We start from the raw sequence: 17,887 nt of genomic DNA, 5'->3' as shown, positions 1-17,887 counted from the left end.
CATCGTATGCCCATGCTGAAAAATTTGGTTTTCAGAGCTTAACCGGTCAGGCGAGAGAAAGCCAGCCGGTAAAAAGGAAGGAGATGTAGGGGCGTCACGCTTGAGCGGACGCCACCTTACACCTGAATGAAGTGAGAGATTAGCCTTGTTTTTGCGGCTTAATCACTTCGTCGTAGCTACTGTCAACTTCAGATACTTTAGCTGAAGCCAGTACGTGATCAACAACCTGGTCTTCCAGTACAACAGACTCAACACCAGACAGCAGCTCACGGTTGCTGTAGTAGTAGTCAACCACTTCTTGCGGCTGCTGGTAGGTAGAAGCCAGCTCTTCAACTTTCGCCTTTACGCGATCGGCATCAACAGAAAGTTCATTCTGCTTAACAATCTCACCGACTACCAAACCGAGAACTACACGGCGTTTTGCCTGCTCTTCGAACATAGTGTCAGGCAACATGCGCTCGGCATCTTCAGCCTTGATCTGGCCACCAAACTGCTGAACCATTTGACCACGCAGGGTAGTTACTTCACTGGCAACCAGAGCGGACGGCAGCTCAACTGGATGCTTCTCGAACAGCTGATCCATGATCTGGGTCTTAACTTTGTTCAGAGCGGCATTTTTCAGCTCACGCTGCATGTTGTTGCGAACTTCCTCACGGAACTTCTCTTCGCCACCTTCCTGAACACCGTAAGCTTTGAAGAACTCTTCGTTCAGCTCGGGAAGTTCAGGCTTCTCGGAAGAAGTCACCTTGATATTAAAGGTAACAGCAGCACCGCGAAGCTCTTCTGCCTGGTAATCTTCCGGGAAGGTCAGATCAATGTCTTTCTCTTCACCGGGCTTCATGCCCAGAATGCCCTCTTCGAAGCCAGGGATCATCTGGCCGGAACCCAGTACCAACTGGTGGCCTTCGGCCTTGCCGCCTTCAAACTCTTCGCCGTCTTTGCGACCAACAAAGTTGATAACAACACGATCGCCCTTTTGAGCTTTGCGCTTGGTATCTTTCCAGGAAGACTGTTGCTTGCGCAGAACATCGATCATGCTCTTCACATCTGCATCAGTAACTTCTGCAACAGGGCGCTCTACAGCGATCTCAGCCAGGTCAGCGAGTTCAACTTCAGGGTAAACCTCGAAAGTAGCAACGTACTCCAGGTTTTCGCCAGCAGCAGTCTGCTTAGCTTCGATGCTAGGCTGGCCGGCAGGTTTAACCTCTTCCTTCTGTACCGCTTCGTAGAAAGAACGGCTCATTACCTCACCCAGAACTTCCTGACGAACACCGGCGCCAAAGCGCTGGCGAACAACCTTCATCGGCACCTTGCCTTTGCGGAAGCCATTGATGCGAACAGTCTTAGCAGCCTGCTGGAGACGCTTATCCACTTCTTTGTCGACAATTTCTGCCGGCAAGTTGACCGTTAAGCGACGCTCCAGACCGGAAGTAGTTTCGATGGAAACCTGCATGTTTATCCTCGTGAGACTATCTCTGTAATCGCGCCGCAGCGCCAACGAATACCGGGTCACCGAGACTTAGTCAGTAACCTCGTAGGCCCAGCACCAAAACAATACTTTTGTGCTGCCGCCAAATACACAAGAAGCCCGCACCCACCCCTCCAGGGCAAGTCACACGGACTTCAAGGCTTTTAATTTGGTGGGGACGGGGAGACTCGAACTCCCACACCTTTCGGCACCAGAACCTAAATCTGGCGTGTCTACCAATTTCACCACGTCCCCAAATCGAACCTGCCGCTAACTCTTTGATATTTAAGCGCTTTCGCTACTTTTTTAGAGCCCATCGCGACAAGGGGTGCAGATTGTGCCACAGCATTTTGGGGTCTTCAACACTTTACTGAACACTTTTCTCATAAAATAAAAAAAGGCGCCTCAAAGGCGCCTTTTTTCGGGGTCTAATTTCCTTAGACTCGCTCTACAACAGTGGTAATACCCTGCCCCAGACCGATACACATGGTAGACACACCCAGGTTGCCGCCCTCATTCTGCATAACGCTCAGCAGGGTGCCGGTAATGCGCACGCCAGAGCAGCCGAAGGGGTGACCCAGGGCAATAGCGCCACCGTACAGGTTGACCTTCTCATCCATCTGCTCGAGCAGATCCAGGTCTTTCAGCACCGGCAGCGCCTGCGCCGCAAATGCTTCATTCAGCTCAAACTTGTCGATATCACCAACAGTTAGACCCGCTCTCTTGAGCGCCTTCTTGGTAGAGGGCACCGGGCCATAACCCATAATGGACGGATCAACACCAGCCAGCGCCATTTCCTTCACACGGGCAATAGGAGTCATACCCAAAGCCTGAGCGCGCTCAGCGGACATTACCAGCATCACAGAGGCACCGTCGGTGATCTGAGAAGAGGTGCCAGCTGTTACCTGACCGTGCTTCGGATCGAATGCTGGTTTCAGCTGAGCCAGACCTTCCACGGTAGTGTCCGGACGGATGGTTTGGTCCGCCTCAACCAGGAAAGGTACGCCGTCATCGTCATGACCTTCAATAGCGATAATTTCGCGATTGAATTTGCCAGCCTTGGTAGCTTCAGCGGCGCGATGGTGAGAGCGCGCACCGAACTCATCCATCTGCTGACGTTGGATACCGTGCATCATCGCCAGGTATTCAGCAGTCATACCCATGGAGCCGGCAGCTTTAGCCATATAGCGACCCAGCATTGGGTTGGGGCTAACATGCTCCATCATGTTCAGGTGACCCATGTGCTCAACACCACCCACAACGTACACATCGCCAACGCCAGCCTGGATGTTGGCAGCTGCGGTATGCAGGGAGGACATAGATGAGCCGCACAGGCGGTTGACGGTTTGCGCCGGGATAGTGTGTGGCAGACCAGCGCGCAGCAGGATAAAGCGAGCTACGTTAAAGCCCTGCTCATCGCGCTGCATAACACAGCCCCAGATCAGGTCATCGATCTCGGCGGGATCAAGCTTGTCATTGCGCTGCATAAACTTTTTCAGCAGCTCAGCGGACATATCATCGGCGCGAACATGGCGATATACACCATTCTTCGAGCGACCCATGGCCGTACGCGCGTAGTCGACGATTACGGCATCTCTAGGATTTAAACTCATCGCTATTCTCCTTACTTGTCGCCGTAGTAGGTTTTGCCACTTGCGGCCATTTCACGCATGCGATCGGTCGGCTTGTACAGCTCACCCAGATCGGCGTACTTATCGGCAATCTTCACGAATTCATCCAGACCAATGCTGTCCAGCCACGCGAAGATTCCACCGCGGAACGGAGGGAAGCCAATGCCGTAGATCAGCGCCATATCAGCTTCAGCTGGGGAATCCACAATACCCTCTTCCAGGCAGCGAGCCAGCTCGGTTGCCATAGGCACCATCATGCGCTCGATAATTTCGTCTTTTTCAAACTCGCGACGTTCAGCAACGTGCGGCTTAAGCAGCTCGTAGGACTCTTCGGTAGCCACTTTCTTCGGGCGACCTTTTTTGTCCTGCTCGTAGTTGTAGAAGCCTTTGTTGTTCTTCTGGCCGTAACGACCCGCCTCATACATAACGTCGGAAGCAGCGGTAAAGGTTTTACCCATGCGCTCAGGGAAACCTTCAGCCATTACGCTCTCCGCGTGAACACCGGTATCGATACCGACAACGTCCATCAGGTAAGCGGGGCCCATCGGCCAACCCCAACGCTCCATCACCTTGTCAACGGCCTGGAAGTCAGCGCCATCGCGCACCAGCATGGAGAAACCGGCAAAGTAAGGGAAGAGAACGCGGTTAACCAGGAATCCAGGGCAGTCGCGTACAACAATAGCCTTCTTGCCCATCTTATTTGCGTAGGCAACAACGCGAGCTACAGCGGTGTCGGAAGTTTTCTCTCCGCGAATCACCTCAACCAGCGGCATTTTGTGCACTGGGTTGAAGAAGTGCATACCGAGGAAGTTCTCCGGACGGGAGAGCGGCTCAGCCAGCTGGTTAATAGAAATAGTGGAGGTGTTAGAAGCGATTACAGTGTCTTCGCTTACTTTGGTTTCCACTTCTTTCAATACCGCATGCTTCACCTTGGGACTTTCAACCACCGCTTCCACAACAACATCGATATCGTTGAAGCCGTCGTAGCTCAAGGTAGGCTCGATACGGTTGAGCACTTCACCCATTTTAACGGGGGTCAGGCGCTTGCGATCAACCAACTTGGACAGCAGCTTGTTCGCCTCATTCAGACCAAGGTCGATACCCTTCTGGTCGATATCCTTCATCTTGATCGGAGTGCCTTTGTAGGCAGACTGGTAAGCGATACCGCCACCCATAATGCCAGCACCCAATACTGCCGCACGCTCAATCGGCTTATCGGCCTTCTTCTCCCAACCTTTGGCAACCTTACCAATTGCCTGGTCAGCCAGGAACAACCCTACCAAAGACTTCGCAGTGCCGGTCTGCGCGCAAAAAATGAACTTTTCCTGCTCGACTTTCAGCGCTTCATCACGGGTCAACTTGTAACCCTGCTCGATTGACTCAACCGCAGCTACGGGAGAGGGGTAGTTTTTACCCGCCTGCTGACCCACAAATGCCTTGGTGGTAAAGAAGGCCATTAGCGCTTCGGTATCATTCAAGGGGATTGGAGATTTCTTTAGCTCGCGAATGGCTTTGTAGTCCAGCTCGCCATTAATAGCGCGCTCAAGCAGCTTGATCGCTGCATCTTTGAGCTTGGCAGTGGGGATCACCGCATCGACAGCGTGAGCTTCCAGAGCGGCGGCAGGCTTCTGCTCTTTACCCGCTGCAATCCACTCAGCAGCAACATCAACACCCACTACACGCGGCAGGCGAACAGTGCCACCCCAGCCCGGAATCAGGCCCAGCTTAACTTCCGGAAGGCCAACTTTGGCCTCTTCACCCATCAGGCGGAAGTCACAGCCAAGACACACCTCAAAACCACCGCCGAGCGCGTAGCCATTAATTGCTACCGCAGTCGGTACCGGCAGGTCTTCCAGGCGGTTGATATTTTCGTTGTTCTGATTCATCAGATCAGCAACGCCCTCTGCACCTGCAGAGAAGGCACCACCAAACTCAGTGATATCAGCACCAACAATGAAGACGCCTTTACCGCTGGTCAGCAGTACACCTTTTACACCATCCGCTGCTTCGATAGCATCCAGCGCTTGGGAGAATTCAGAAACCGTCTGACGGTTAAATTTATTGACGGATTCGCCTTGCAGGTCGAATTTGAGCTCGGCGATGCCGTTATCCAGCATCTGTACCGTGAGCGCTTTGCCACTAAATAACATTGATTGACCTCTTTTATTCTGGGCCGCGATCCTGGGCCCGGGGTCGGAATTTTTGTGCAACCAAGGGCCGCCCCGCACAGCGCGGTGACACTTAGGCCCAATTTGGTCAGCCGTAGTATAGCCAGATTCAAACGATTGTTTGAATACTATTTCTTACAAATGGAGTGGCACCAGGAGTGCCAAAGTACAGAAATTCGCCAGTTTGCGAACGGAAAGAAATTAAAGCTGGGCTAGTCTATCTCGGATCGTGCCGCCCTATCAGCCACTTGGCACGAACTCCCTCTTTTCTAAACCATCTTTCAGGAGTTGGGCTCTTGAAGGTCGGGATGCCCATAAGCCGGCATCATTGCGCTGACAACTACACAGTCACAGCGACCTGTATTTCGAAAGCGGTGCGGACGCTGAGCATCAAAATAATACCCATCGCCGGTACTCAGCAGGGCAAAGTCGGAGCCAACCGTAACCTCCAGGTCACCACTGACAACCACCCCACCAATCTCCCCCTCAGCAGATTCGAGAGAAAAGCCGGCGTCATCCCCAGCGGGAAACACTTTCCACAATAGCGACATGCCGCAGTTTGCTTTTGCTCCTCCAAACAAACGGCAGGATACAGTACCGTGACCGATGTCTGGCACTTCACTTCCACGAAAAAAAATCTGTTTTGCGCCCGACATCTCCAGGGAAAAGAAATCGGTTAGCGACATAGGTATTGCACCCAATATCTTCTGTAGCGAACCGACAGAAGGGCTAACCTTTCCAAGCTCTATAAAAGAAATTGTTGCGTTAGTCATCCCAGCCCGCCTCGCCAATTCCCTCTGCGAAATACCGTAAATGTGGCGCACCATTTTTAAACGGGCGCCAACATCCTCTTCAGGATCATCCATGCTCCCCAAAAGCTCCTTTTGCGTTATTTTCCCTCAGGTAAAAATCAACACATTTGAGGTATTACTTGAAAACCAATCACACCATATCTTCAAATGGATTTCCATTTGGCAGCTTCACTGGCGGCATCCCGGGCAAACATATTTCCTCTTCTGAGATAGCTATCTCATTTTCGTCGATCATGCCCTCACCAAACCGATAAATAACATCCAGTTCACCGCGAGAAGCCTTGGCATTGTATTTGTCACTCTGCTCTACAACTTTCTCATTTAGCACTTGAGAAGCTGTAATCGCAGACTTGCCATGACGCTTTTCCATCATTGTTTTTGTAATCTGGGGCGACAAAATTGTCGCTGTCGCATTATTACCACCAAAACCTTTTGAGTTTAGGAACGCAAGATCCAGCGTTCCCCGCCCTCTATCCGTATGCTCCAGGGAGATATCAAGATGCTTACAATGAACATCGTCAGCGATGCGATCAACGGTGGTCACTCCCGGGAGTATGCCGCGATCAAATACACCTAACGCTGTAACTAACTGATCCCCACTGGCTGAAGCGACGGTATGCCCCAAAAAGGCCTTAACCGCACAAATCGGCCATTCAGTAATGCCAAATGCGCCGGCCAAACGATCAAAAATGGCGGACTCAGTAACTCGATTTTGCGGCGTACTGGAGCCATGGGCCTGCACAAAGCTGCGACGCCGCAAACTATCCTCACCCACAATTGCCCGCGCCTCCGCCATTGCTCTGGCCATCGTCAGGTAATTCCCGGGACCCGGCGCAGAAATCGATTTCTTTGTGCCGTCGGCATTGGTAAACACACCGGCAACCGAACCATATACAGAAGCACCCAACTCGAGCGCCAGAGCATCGTCCATTAAGATGACCCACTGGGTACCCTCACCCAAGGTAAAGCCACAGTTCTCACCGAACGGGCGACTGGTGCGTCGATAATCAATTTCTCCGGGGAAAAGCTTGCGTAAATTCTCGGTAGTGGCAAGGGCACCCATCGTTGAATAGCCATCGACAACTTCAGGCACAAGGGGCGCCTCAGCCGCACCAATTACAGCGACCCGCGCCCTACCCGAGCGAATATCTTCAACGCCAGCGCGAAGGTTGTACAGGAAGGTCGCGCAAGCACCGGCAACAGCGCCGGTAGAACCGACATTTCCGAGCACATAAGCGTTAACAAAATCCGCTGGCATACTATTTAAACCAAGCGCTAGTTGTTTAGAACTTACGCGACTACCTCGCAGGCGAGACTGCAATAGACCGCCGTTACCAAATGGGTCCAGCTGACTCATTGCCGAGGCGGCATAGAGGGCAATATTCCCCGGCCCAGCCGCAGACACAACAGTATCCCAGTCAACCCCCAAAGACTGCACCGCATCTGACGCACCCAAGAGGGCCAGCTGCAACCCCCTAGGATGAAATCGAGAGTTATATTTAGTGCCCGGTTCAAATCCAGTTGGGAGCTGGCCGGCGGCGGCCACACTTATCTCGCGGTGGCTATCCAACAAAACTGACAGCTCAGTTGTGGTGACTCGAACCCTACCACCCTGGATATGCTCCAAGTGCCAATGAGCTGGCACAGGCTGCGGAAGTTGCCGGGTGGAAATTTCGAATGTCAGGCCCTGGGGGTTTGCAAGCTGGGCAGACTGATGGAAATGGCACTTGCGGTAGTCGTAATAGCGACTCTCTAGTTCGCGCACCAATGTACCATCCAACACCTGCTGCTCAAGGGCAGGATCCAAAATGCCTTCGGCGTTGTCTCCGGTTCGCAAGCCCATCAGGGCAGCCAGGTCGGAAAGAGTGCTATCCCGCTCTTTCTTACTCAGTTTGTCTAGCACGAGGCGAGAGTACCCCTTATGGAAAGAACTACGTCCAGCAGGGTTGAATCCACCGAATGCGGTGATTACGGGAAGGCGCTGCATCCTGACCTCCAGCCAAGTACTTAACACTATAAAAATAAGAGATGCGAGTGTAGGGGGTGGCGATTCTGTCCAGTTATGGGCATACTGGCCAGCAAAATTGAGTGTTTTGGCCAATAGCGCAAGTGCGCACAGATATGTAATGCGAACAGTAACTTTTCTACTTATCGACCAGATGCTGGCAACCGGCACCGTTCTTCCCCTCGAGATGCTCCGTGGCGCAGAGAGTCGCGCAAGAGTGGAGGGTATCAAGGGCAACCTAAAATTGGTGACCGCCAGTCTGGATGGGACACCAGTAAATACCCGCTGCGGATTTACCCTTCAGCCGGATGTCGCTCTCAGCGATGCACCAGACAGCGATCTAATCTACATCCCGACCATGTGGCGCAACCCCCGCCCCGCCCTAAAACGAGGCGGAAAAATATTAGAGTGGCTGCGCCAGCAGGAAAAACAAGGGGCCGCTATCAGCGCTGTGGGTACCGGGGTGTGCTTTCTGGCCGAAGCAGGTCTTCTAAACGGTAAGCCCGCAACTACCCACTGGCATTATTTTGATCAATTCAGCTCAGACTATCCAGAGGTAAAGTTAAAGCGTCAATATTTTATCACCCAAGCAGACAAGCTTTTCTGTGCAGCAAGCGTCAATGCCTTGGCAGACGTTACCGTTCACATGATTCGCCAACTGTATGGACCAGCCATTGCCAGCCATGTGGAGCGAAATTTCTCTCACGAAATTCGCCGCCCCTTTGAAGAGATCGCCTATTCTGAGGGATCTGTTCAGCTACATCCAGACGAAGATATCGTTCAAGCCCAAGCCTGGCTCAAAGAACACTGCAATACTGAAGTACGCCTTAGCGAAGTGGCACAACTCTTTGACATGAGCGTGCGATCATTCAATCGCCGGTTCAAACTAGCAACAGGACAGACACCCTTGCAATACTTACAAAATGTCAGGGTTGATATGGCGCGCGAACTTTTGCAATCAAGTAATTTATCGGTCAATGAAATTGCTGAAAAAGTTGGCTATCAGGATATGGGGCATTTCACTGCACTTTTTAAAAAGTTTTTGGCAACCACCCCCAGCGAATACCGCACTACGGTGCGCGCTAAACTATTCAGGGTCAATACTTAATTTTCTCAGAAAAATAACATCACTATGGACAAACTGGAGCTCGGCACCTAGTGACCGAGCCAACCACTCAAATGTCTTCACACTAAAAAAACAAATGTGTGTAGGATCTCTAATGTAGTGCCAATTGGCGAAACGCTCCGCAGAAATAACCAATTTGGTCATCAGGGCCATAACACCTCCGGTGCGCAACCTACCCCAGAGGTTCTCGATCTCCGCTCCAGGCTGCCCCAAATGCTCGATCACCTCTGTTGCGACGATAAAGTCATAATTCCCATGCAGCGCCTTTTGAGCTGGCGCATAAAAATGATCATACAGATCGACTCTATGCCCATTGCCCTCTAAAATTCTGGCCAACAAGGGGGCCGGCCCGCAACCAAAATCCAGACCATAACAACATGAGCCCTTCAGCTCTTTTAGCAAGGGCTGCGCGCAACGACTGAGAAATTGACGGTAACCTTCATCCTCTATCGAATTCTCATGAAGGTCGTAGTAAGCTTTTTCTTCATCGGGACTTAAGTGGAATTTCGGGGGAACAAATACGAGCGCGCAGTTATCACACTGATGATAGCTGCGGAATTTATCTCGATGGTAAGGCTGCACCGCACGATGGCGGCACAGCGGACACTGCAGTGACAACTTACGCTACTGCCGCACTGGACTCGGTGTCACTCTTTGCATGCTGGAGAATATTGCCTTCTGTAATCGAGATTTTTCTCGGCTTCATTGCTTCAGGTATTTCACGCACTAACTCTACATGCAACAACCCATTCGCCAACTTTGCATCAGTTACTTTTACATGATCAGCGAGCTGAAAGCGCCGCTCAAAATTTCTTGCGGCAATACCCCGGTGTAAATACTTCCCCTGACCATTATTTTCCGGCTTAGTACCGCTAACCACTAAACGATTTTGCTCTACTTGAATATCAAGTTCAGACTGCTCAAAGCCGGCAACAGCCATAGTAATTCGGTAACTATCATCACCGGTTAACTCTATATCGTATGGGGGGTAGGAAGGCTGCTTTTGCTCGCTAGTGGTCATTGCATCAAGCAGGCTGGCCATACGGTCAAAGCCAATAGCAGATCGATAAAGTGGGGAGAAATCAAAATTACGCATTATCATATCCTCAGTTCAGAGCAATATTTGAAACTACGTCCGTCAAATGACCAGACTCTTTTCAGGGGCACTTTCTATTGAAGCTACCGCCTGCATAAAAGAAATATGGGCAGAGATTTCTTATTCAAGGGTGAAAGATAAATTTTATGTCAAAAACTCACAAAAAGCTTCTCGAGCCCACCTGCAGAATTTTTATTGGCATCCAGCTAGATGAAACGACACAGGAGTTTTTAAATAAGTTAACGGTCGCCATAAAGCGCAAACAAGATGCTGCATCAATTACCAGCACTCGCTGGATAACCCGCCAAAACCGTCATATCACCCTTTGTTTTCTAGGCCAGTTACCTATTGAAGTAATCCCTCTACTTAAAACCGGGCTCACATCCATTGCAGAGGCCACAACTGAATTGAAAACCAATTTTTTTAAACTCGGCACCTTTCCGGGCAATGACGCTCACTTAATTGCAGCAGAAGTTGTGGCTACCCAGCAATTGGAGGCTCTACATGAATCCATCAAGCAGCTAGCCAAAAGGCTATCCTTACCGGCAGAGAGCCGGCGCTATCGTCCGCATATCACCCTATGCAGGAGCGGTAAGCAATTTCAATGGTTTTCTCCATTGAAGCTTGAGCACCCACTAACACTAAACAACATCACGCTCTACCAAAGCCAACCCAGCCAATATGGCAGCCGCTACTCTCCCCTGCAGACAACAACCCTACGCCCACTAAAAAATTCAAACGCACAATTATAATCCTGCGGAATTACAGAACTTTACCTGGTACCCAAAAGTAAAAAAGCGAACCAATGGCTCGCTTTTTTACTTAACGGTATAACTGGGGTGGTCAGTTTAACTCTGCCAATACATACTCTGGGTACATAACCAACCGCGGCCTAGATAGGCGGCGCGCATCAAAAATAAAGACATAGCGAGCACCATCGTCCTCAGCCGGGATAGTGCGGCGGAATTTCCAGGTATTAATCTTGTAAGTTTGTCGGCCTGATTCAACAGTAGTCACCAGGCGATACTGATTTTCACCCAGAAATTCAAAAGGAACCCTCTCTCCACCAATTGGGCGCATTTCAAGGTTATTAAATGTTTTCCTGTCGTTACCCTCTTCATCAGCCAAGAGGTCATTTAGGCGCGCCGTCTCACGCTTCACATATTCCAGCAGCTCGCCGTCAATCTCGCGCTTGATAGTAACCTCTTCCTTCGCCGGTTCTTCACGCTTTGGCGGTTCAACTTGAGCCCGAATTTTAGGGGGCTTGGGCTTTTCAGTTACTGCGGCGGCTTTCGCCATTGCAGCTCTTCTTTCAGACGCCTCCGCCTTTGCAAGCATATCCTCGACCATCGCACTGATTTTATCCTGCTGAGCAGAAATCTTCGCTTTTGCATCAACAACTGCCTGCTTCTCCTCAACAAGTTTTTGTTGCAATTGCTGATGATTTTCTTTGATGAAGTCAAGGCGACGTGAGCGGCTATCCACCCCCCTCTCCGCCATAGCAAATGCATGCTTGGCCTTCTTTAAACGGCGCTCAGTATCGGAGTTGGAGCTTGACTCGTGAGCTCGATTCGCTTGGTTGAGTTCCTGGCGACTCGCCTCATATTCCAGACGCAACTCATCAAGGGACTTTTGGGCTTGCTCGAGCTTATATTCATACGAGAGCAGCTCATTCTCAATATCTTCAAGCACAACACTCCTGTTTTCAAGAGACTGCTCTAGCCGCGCAAGGCGGTTTTTCTCCGCCGTGAGGGGCGTTTGCGCTTGTGCCACTGCCCCACCTATAACCACTAAGCCCGCCAAAAGAAGCGAGCAACACCGCTTTACCGCCATCGTCCTGAACCCATTTCTCGAATTGATGTGTTTCGTATGTTGGAAGCGCAGTTTTTCTATGCCTTCTAGCAAGGTGAAGATACTGCGCAATGCGGTCAATTTTACGCACGGAGCAAGCTATCGGCAATGACCTTGCGTCCATCTGAGCCTACCGGCTGATCAATTAACCTTCAAATACACAATGTTGAGTCACTAAAGTGACACAGCGCCCAAATTTATGTGAAATTTTTCCGCAATAGCGCTTGATTTTTTTTTCAGCGGAAGCATTATGGATACCAGGGAGAAGATCGCTGGACTCAGTGGAAACCCGACCCGGACGTAAAACACCCATAGCTGCTTTGTCAGCAAACAATCGTTGCGATTCCGGCAGCTCGGCGCTTCAACTGCAGCCTCGAACCCTCCCACTAGGGCGCCCTACCTTCTTTACAGCAAACCGCAACAGCGGCCTGCATGGTTTCTTTTAACCGGAGGTATGTGCCCATGAAATCAGCGCCTAACGATAACATTGTGTTCCGCGACATCGACAAGTCAGCCGCCCTGGCGACTACCGTGTCCAAGAAATTAAACAAGCTGGAACGTTATTGTGGCGACATCATACATAGTCGCGTTGTCCTCGAAGCCCCCCATCAACACAAAACTAAAGGCAGACACTTCAAGGCATCATTAGAGCTTGCCATTAGCGGCAATCCCGTGACTATTAGTAGTGAGAACGAATCGATCCACCGAGCCGTAAACGACACATTTGCCTCTGCCGAACGCTGCCTAAAAGAGCGCAGCGAACGCAAGAAAACTCGGCGACACCAAGCCATACAGGAGGTGGTGGTGGTGGAAGAGCCTAGCTAAAAATCGCTATATAATTAAAAGGCGGCCCATCCGCCGCCTTTTATCACCCTCCTCAAGCGCAACTCTTATACAAAGATAACAGCTCACATTTAAGCGCTAGGCGTCCTCATTGTCACAAACTCCTCAGCTGCTGTAGGGTGAATACCAATTGTTGAGTCAAAGGTACTTTTAGTCGCCCCAGCCTTCAAAGCAATAGCAATTCCCTGAATAATCTCTCCCGCGTCATCCCCTACCATATGCACGCCAATCACCTTATCGCTGGCAGCATCCACAACCAACTTCATAAGTGTCCGCTCTGAATTGCCACTAACAGTGTGACGCATTGGTCTAAATTCAGACTTATAAATGGTGACACTAAGACCAGAGTCTCGCGCCTCCTCCTCCGACAACCCCACAGTACCTATATTCGGCTGACAGAAAACCGCTGTCGGAATATTGTTATAGTCAATCTCTGCAGTTTCACCTGTGCGCCAATGCTTCACCAAAGCCATAGCCTCTGCCAAAGCAACAGGAGTAAGCTGAGGCTCGCCAGTTACATCCCCCAGCGCATAGATCGACTGTACACTTGTCCTAAAATTATCATCGACAGAGATTGTTCCATCTTTATGCAAGACAACCCCCTGCTCCTGAAGCCCCAACCCTGCAGTGTTGGCGACACGCCCAGTGGCATACAGCACCATATCCACATTAATACTGGAGCCATCATCAGCATGGGCAAGTAAACTACCATCCTGGAGCTTTTCGATAGACACAACGTTATGATTGAATTTCAGCTCGATTTTTTTCTTCTGCATTTCATCGCGAACAAAAGAGCGAATATCGCGATCAAACCCCCGCAAGAACAAGTCCCGACGATACGACAGGTGCACATTTGCTCCCAGGCCAGCAAAGATACCTGCAAATTCAACAGCTATATAACCGCCTCCAACAACCAATACACGCTTGGGAAAAGCCTCCATTGAAAACACTTCATTAGAAGTCAGCGCAAACTCACGGCCAGGAATGTCCGGGATAAATGGCCAACCGCCAGTCGCCACCAAAATACGCTCTGCAGTGACTTCTTTACCATTGACAACTACGCTATGGGGCCCATTAATGCTGGCTCTACCATTCAGAGTTTCCACCCCAGAATTTTCCAGCAGGTTGCGATAAATCCCATTGAGCCGGGCTACTTCTTTTGCGTTGTTATCCCGGAGTGTCGACCAATCAAACGCAACATCCGCACAGTTCCAACCATATGCCCGGGCATCAGAAAAATCTGCAGAGTAACCACTCGCATACACAAATAATTTCTTGGGAACACAGCCTACATTTACACAAGTTCCTCCCATGTAACGGTCTTCAGCCACAGCGACCTTCATACCTTGAGCCGCAGCCATCCTGCTCGCACGAACGCCTCCAGAACCTGCACCAATAACGAACAGATCAAAGTCATACTCAGCCAAAATACACTCCCACTTAGCGATACTTTCGAATACTTTTTACACAGCAAAATATTAAGTTTGTCGTGCACAACCATTTCAAGCTGACAATTCTTACTTAATAACCATTGACACTTGACTTTGCATTAGATATTCATGTGACTGCTGTCACAGATATCAGCCCGCCAAGGACATTGCACAACAAAAAAGACCTTAGGCGGATAAAATAACAGCCATTAATAAGAGCAAAACCTATGGGCAATAAAATGAGATACTCAAATGCATTGATGCAGCGCGCCCTATTGCTTACCTCTCTACTGCTCATCAGCAATTTAAGCAGCGCAAAGTCTCACCCTTCCTATCTATCAGAAAAATACTGCGGCGATGTGGTTGAGCAGTTTGTCGGCTCAGGCATGCGCAGCCTCGACAAGTATATCAATCACAATTTCAACCCCGAATACACGGGGGGAATTCGCAATACAATACAGTTTCTGGAACAGCGGTTAGACTGGCTGAGCGAATGCGATGACTACTTAACGGACACCACAAAAAACTCAGTATTTCATAGTAAAGATGACACACAAAAAATCTTTTCAGCCATCAGAGAATTAGCCAAGGAACTCCAACACGTCCGGTCTGGTGTTGAATATCGGGATGAATCGGGAAATAACAACCCCGCACCCTTTATACAACGCCGCTATGAAACCTTGGCCCAACTGGTTGATCGGCATCACACTCGTATACTGATGAAAAAACAGTTTCAATAAGTTGCTGACTAAGGGGGCAGGTTTTCGCCCCCTTACATCAAATAGGCAGCCCAAGAGATTTGCTTACGATCTCAGTAGCTACTCGGTACCCGCCTTCCGAGCCCTTGCTTCCTTTCGCGAGCTAAGCCCAACCATAGAAAACAACTCGGGCATCTTCTCTTTAAGGCCACCACCAATACGGGCCATAACTGATCTCAGGCGAGGGCGCTGCTTTTCAGTAAAAGGGATTGGTCGACAGCTTTGCATTGTCGCCAAGCCGATACGCGCAACAAACAGACTGGCTCCGACCCCCTGCCCCAAACGCACAGAGACTGTACTGAGCATGCTATCGCCAACAAGTTCCGGCCACATTTCACTGATCGCATACTCACTCGCGCCAGTGTAGGCGACCAGAGACAAAACCCTCTTGAACAAGCGCCATCGCACCACTAGAGACGGCTGCACGCCATAAATTTGCGCCACATCATCAATCATTCGCAGTGACTGCCTCAGGGCAACCAGAATATCGATACTGGCAAAAGGGCTCAGCCCAACCAGTGCACCAGTGCTCGTTGAGTGGCGTACGACTCTCCTTAGAGCCTCTTGGTCAAGGGCATTTAAGAAGGTAACCTCTAAATGCTCTAACAGCTCACTGCTATCGTAATAGTCAGCTGCCTCATCTAGGACTCGATTGAGCAGCACCCCCTGGGGCTTACCGGCAAAGTGCTCCTGCAAATTGCGTCTGAATACTTGCGCCTCTTGGTGACTGCGACAGTCTCGGACTTCAGTAGCAATGGCTTGAGTTTTCTCAAGCTTATTCAGTGGGCGCCCCGCTCGGAAAAACTCCCACACGGAACTGCCAATGATTACACCGAAGCCCGCCATCAAAACGGCCACAAAAAGTCCCAGACTCCAATGCTTGTCTACAGCCCATTGATAAAGTCCATAAAACTCCCATCCGACCACGGCCACCACTACTGCAAGCGCAGAGAGCACTGCTGGCTTTAGCCACTTAAACCGGAAAGTGGGTAGGCGCAACTCGGAGAAAGCAATCCGATCTGGAAGAGACTCTCCAGTAGTTATGGACCTAGGAATCTCCCCTGACTCTTCCGCAAGCGGTTCCACCCGCGTCGCATCTCTGTGCGGGACCTCCTGCCCGGGCTCATCTAGCGACTCGATACGTGTTTCGCGACGGTACTCAGTATTTTTATCACTATTAATCAAACCTTATCTCCCAACAGAAGGTTCAAAAGAGCATCCACCCGTATATGTGGAATATGTCCTGCGTGCATTCCCACTGGAGGCCGCAGCTGTGGTGGTGCAGCTCCCGCATAGTGGCTCCACCCCTGCTCTTCATAGGGCGCCTGGGCAAAAATTTCCGCATTCTCAAAACCTAAATACTGGCCCTCGAGGTCATAACCCATCAGCATTCTCCGTCCATTCTTCTGCCCCTCTCTAGAGCAGCGAACCGCGGCAACCGCCTCACTAAATACCGGCAAACCCCGGTGGCGGGCATCGGAGAAAGTCTGTTGTAACTGCTGGCCTAGAAGCTGCCTCAAAGCATCGTGGTCGGCAGCAAGTACCTGATCGACTTTAGTCGCAGCAAAAAGGAGTCGATTAACCTTTGGGCGCCATAGTTTGCTTAAAAACCCCGATTCGCCATAGCGGAATGTATCGGCGATATGAGCAAATGCCAGACGCATATCTTCCAGGGACTGTTCACCAGCAAATAGAGTGCCAATCATATCTACCAGTACCAGTTGTCGATCGATATGTCGAAAATGGCTGTCTACAAAGGGTTTTACCTGCGCCTGCACATAGCGTTCGTAACGCGCCTGCAAAACCTTAAAAACACTACTCTCAGACAAAACAGCTAACTGCCCAGCATCTAAACCACGCAAATCCAGGAGTGGAACTACCCCGTACGCCTCCTCATCTAGCAGCGCTCTACCAGGCTGTAAATAACTGAGATTCAACTTGGTTCGGCAACTCAGGAGATAAGCTCTGTATTCCCCCCATAATTCGTCCAAATTTACTTCACTGGCATTCGCCTGGGGGGACAGTGCTGCCAGCTGAGCTATCAACCGGGGGGCCAGCATTGATCGCGCATCTGTAGAAAATAGGTGTGCTTGATGACGACACCACTCTGCATAGTCCATACGCAATAGCGGCAAGTCCATCAACCATTCCCCTGGGTAGTCACGCAACTCCACTACCAACGTCTTTCTACCATTACCCCGAAAACGGCGCCGGCTGCGTAAATGGATGTGTAACTCCATAGCCGAAGCATCTCTAGTGCTCTGTGGCCAACTAGGTGGCTCAGCCATCAGTGCCGACAGGCAGGTCTGGTAGTCAAACGGCGCCAAACCAGAGTCCAGCGCTGGCTTCAACTCTGCCCCCAACAGATCGCCATTGAGTGCAGGGGCAAAACCAGGTAATTGGGACCTCTCCGGATTGCAGAGTTGGTATATCAGACTGGTGAGAAACGTGGACTTCCCAGCACCACTGAGCCCAGTGATACCGATACAGATGCGTCGGTCCAACAAGCGCTCGGCGGCCCAGTGGGATTTATCCTGGGCCTCTCGGCTCCAGCGCCGTAGCTTTTCTTTTAAATGTGGGCGAGATTGACTCTCGCGAGACATAGAATCTTCGCGGTCCAGCGACACACACTCTGTCACTTTGGGTTCCATATAAAGCTGACTTCCAGAAATGGGGATAGAGAGGATGATGGAGGCTCA

At 50.6% G+C, this 17,887-nt stretch carries 15 protein-coding genes and 1 tRNA gene; 4 read left to right on the top strand and 12 right to left on the bottom strand.

All coding sequences use genetic code 11. The features are described from left to right. Positions 1 to 139: 139 nt before the first annotated feature. The 6 genes from tig to ACJJIW_RS14365 form a co-directional block, all read right to left on the bottom strand. On the bottom strand, positions 140 to 1,453 hold the full coding sequence (gene tig / locus ACJJIW_RS14390; protein ID WP_444894325.1) for a trigger factor: 1,314 nt from the start codon (positions 1,451 to 1,453) through the stop codon (positions 140 to 142). 185 nt (positions 1,454 to 1,638) lie between these two features. Next, a tRNA-Leu gene (locus ACJJIW_RS14385) sits at positions 1,639 to 1,723 on the bottom strand. Between the two features lie 182 nt (positions 1,724 to 1,905). After that, positions 1,906 to 3,081, bottom strand: coding sequence for an acetyl-CoA C-acyltransferase FadA (gene fadA, locus ACJJIW_RS14380; protein WP_444916096.1), 1,176 nt, complete (start codon positions 3,079 to 3,081; stop codon positions 1,906 to 1,908). Between the two features lie 11 nt (positions 3,082 to 3,092). Further along, entirely contained in the window at positions 3,093 to 5,249 is a 2,157-nt protein-coding gene (gene fadB, locus ACJJIW_RS14375; RefSeq protein ID WP_444935527.1) for a fatty acid oxidation complex subunit alpha FadB, read from the bottom strand. A 299-nt stretch (positions 5,250 to 5,548) separates the two neighbouring features. Beyond that, complete coding sequence (locus tag ACJJIW_RS14370; RefSeq protein ID WP_444935526.1) at positions 5,549 to 6,133, bottom strand: helix-turn-helix domain-containing protein; 585 nt, start codon at positions 6,131 to 6,133, stop codon at positions 5,549 to 5,551. 76 nt (positions 6,134 to 6,209) lie between these two features. Next, positions 6,210 to 8,066, bottom strand: coding sequence for a beta-ketoacyl synthase (locus ACJJIW_RS14365; protein WP_282933435.1), 1,857 nt, complete (start codon positions 8,064 to 8,066; stop codon positions 6,210 to 6,212). A gap of 139 nt (positions 8,067 to 8,205) precedes the next feature. On the opposite strand from ACJJIW_RS14365, the gene ACJJIW_RS14360 reads away from it, so the two are divergent. Next, complete coding sequence (locus ACJJIW_RS14360) at positions 8,206 to 9,192, top strand: GlxA family transcriptional regulator (RefSeq protein WP_282933436.1); 987 nt, start codon at positions 8,206 to 8,208, stop codon at positions 9,190 to 9,192. On the opposite strand, the gene ACJJIW_RS14355 is transcribed toward ACJJIW_RS14360, so the two are convergent. Both ACJJIW_RS14355 and ACJJIW_RS14350 read right to left on the bottom strand, forming a co-directional pair. Beyond that, positions 9,172 to 9,828 (bottom strand): class I SAM-dependent methyltransferase, encoded by a 657-nt coding sequence (locus ACJJIW_RS14355; RefSeq protein WP_282933437.1) that lies wholly within the window; start codon positions 9,826 to 9,828, stop codon positions 9,172 to 9,174. The two genes, ACJJIW_RS14360 and ACJJIW_RS14355, sit on opposite strands and share 21 nt — an antisense overlap. A gap of 1 nt (position 9,829) precedes the next feature. Next, positions 9,830 to 10,306 carry an Hsp20 family protein gene (locus ACJJIW_RS14350; protein WP_282933438.1) on the bottom strand — a complete coding sequence of 159 codons (477 nt, stop codon included), beginning with the start codon at positions 10,304 to 10,306 and terminating at the stop codon, positions 9,830 to 9,832. Positions 10,307 to 10,452: 146 nt separating this feature from the next. Here ACJJIW_RS14350 and thpR point away from each other — a divergent pair, with 146 nt between their 5' ends. Then, complete coding sequence (gene thpR / locus ACJJIW_RS14345) at positions 10,453 to 11,058, top strand: RNA 2',3'-cyclic phosphodiesterase (protein ID WP_282933439.1); 606 nt, start codon at positions 10,453 to 10,455, stop codon at positions 11,056 to 11,058. 91 nt (positions 11,059 to 11,149) lie between these two features. Here the strand turns inward: thpR and ACJJIW_RS14340 are convergent, their stop codons facing one another. Continuing rightward, positions 11,150 to 12,079: a hypothetical protein gene (locus tag ACJJIW_RS14340; RefSeq protein WP_444935525.1), complete on the bottom strand. Its 930-nt coding sequence runs from the start codon at positions 12,077 to 12,079 to the stop codon at positions 11,150 to 11,152. 540 nt (positions 12,080 to 12,619) lie between these two features. Between ACJJIW_RS14340 and ACJJIW_RS14335 the strand changes: the two genes are divergently transcribed. Continuing rightward, on the top strand, positions 12,620 to 12,982 hold the full coding sequence (locus ACJJIW_RS14335; RefSeq protein WP_444894333.1) for an HPF/RaiA family ribosome-associated protein: 363 nt from the start codon (positions 12,620 to 12,622) through the stop codon (positions 12,980 to 12,982). Between the two features lie 89 nt (positions 12,983 to 13,071). Here ACJJIW_RS14335 and gorA read toward each other — a convergent pair whose 3' ends face one another. Next, positions 13,072 to 14,427, bottom strand: coding sequence for a glutathione-disulfide reductase (gene gorA, locus ACJJIW_RS14330; protein ID WP_282933443.1), 1,356 nt, complete (start codon positions 14,425 to 14,427; stop codon positions 13,072 to 13,074). 230 nt (positions 14,428 to 14,657) lie between these two features. Here gorA and ACJJIW_RS14325 point away from each other — a divergent pair, with 230 nt between their 5' ends. Then, a complete protein-coding gene (locus ACJJIW_RS14325; protein ID WP_444935524.1) occupies positions 14,658 to 15,170 on the top strand; it encodes a hypothetical protein in 513 nt (170 codons plus the stop codon). 78 nt (positions 15,171 to 15,248) lie between these two features. On the opposite strand, the gene ACJJIW_RS14320 is transcribed toward ACJJIW_RS14325, so the two are convergent. Next, a complete protein-coding gene (locus tag ACJJIW_RS14320; RefSeq protein WP_282933445.1) occupies positions 15,249 to 16,373 on the bottom strand; it encodes a TIGR01620 family protein in 1,125 nt (374 codons plus the stop codon). After that, positions 16,370 to 17,839 carry a YcjX family protein gene (locus ACJJIW_RS14315; protein WP_444935523.1) on the bottom strand — a complete coding sequence of 490 codons (1,470 nt, stop codon included), beginning with the start codon at positions 17,837 to 17,839 and terminating at the stop codon, positions 16,370 to 16,372. Before ACJJIW_RS14315 ends, ACJJIW_RS14320 begins: the two co-directional genes overlap by 4 nt. Positions 17,840 to 17,887 lie beyond the last annotated feature (48 nt).

It is taken from the genome of Microbulbifer maximicatervae (SeqCode) (assembly GCF_052467815.1).
This window is presented reverse-complemented; position numbering and strand designations above follow the sequence as displayed.

Excerpts from the sequence above, each read along its gene's own strand:
- ACJJIW_RS14350 (WP_282933438.1), bottom strand. The coding sequence starts at position 10,306 with ATGCGTAATTTTGATTTCTCCCCACTTTATCGATCTGCTATTGGCTTT.
- ACJJIW_RS14335 (WP_444894333.1), top strand. The coding sequence starts at position 12,620 with ATGAAATCAGCGCCTAACGATAACATTGTGTTCCGCGACATCGACAAG.
- ACJJIW_RS14365 (WP_282933435.1), bottom strand. The coding sequence starts at position 8,066 with ATGCAGCGCCTTCCCGTAATCACCGCATTCGGTGGATTCAACCCTGCT.
- ACJJIW_RS14325 (WP_444935524.1), top strand. The coding sequence starts at position 14,658 with ATGGGCAATAAAATGAGATACTCAAATGCATTGATGCAGCGCGCCCTA.
- ACJJIW_RS14315 (WP_444935523.1), bottom strand. The coding sequence starts at position 17,839 with ATGGAACCCAAAGTGACAGAGTGTGTGTCGCTGGACCGCGAAGATTCT.
- tig (WP_444894325.1), bottom strand. The coding sequence starts at position 1,453 with ATGCAGGTTTCCATCGAAACTACTTCCGGTCTGGAGCGTCGCTTAACG.
- ACJJIW_RS14370 (WP_444935526.1), bottom strand. The coding sequence starts at position 6,133 with ATGGATGATCCTGAAGAGGATGTTGGCGCCCGTTTAAAAATGGTGCGC.
- fadB (WP_444935527.1), bottom strand. The coding sequence starts at position 5,249 with ATGTTATTTAGTGGCAAAGCGCTCACGGTACAGATGCTGGATAACGGC.
- thpR (WP_282933439.1), top strand. The coding sequence starts at position 10,453 with ATGTCAAAAACTCACAAAAAGCTTCTCGAGCCCACCTGCAGAATTTTT.
- ACJJIW_RS14360 (WP_282933436.1), top strand. The coding sequence starts at position 8,206 with ATGCGAACAGTAACTTTTCTACTTATCGACCAGATGCTGGCAACCGGC.
- fadA (WP_444916096.1), bottom strand. The coding sequence starts at position 3,081 with ATGAGTTTAAATCCTAGAGATGCCGTAATCGTCGACTACGCGCGTACG.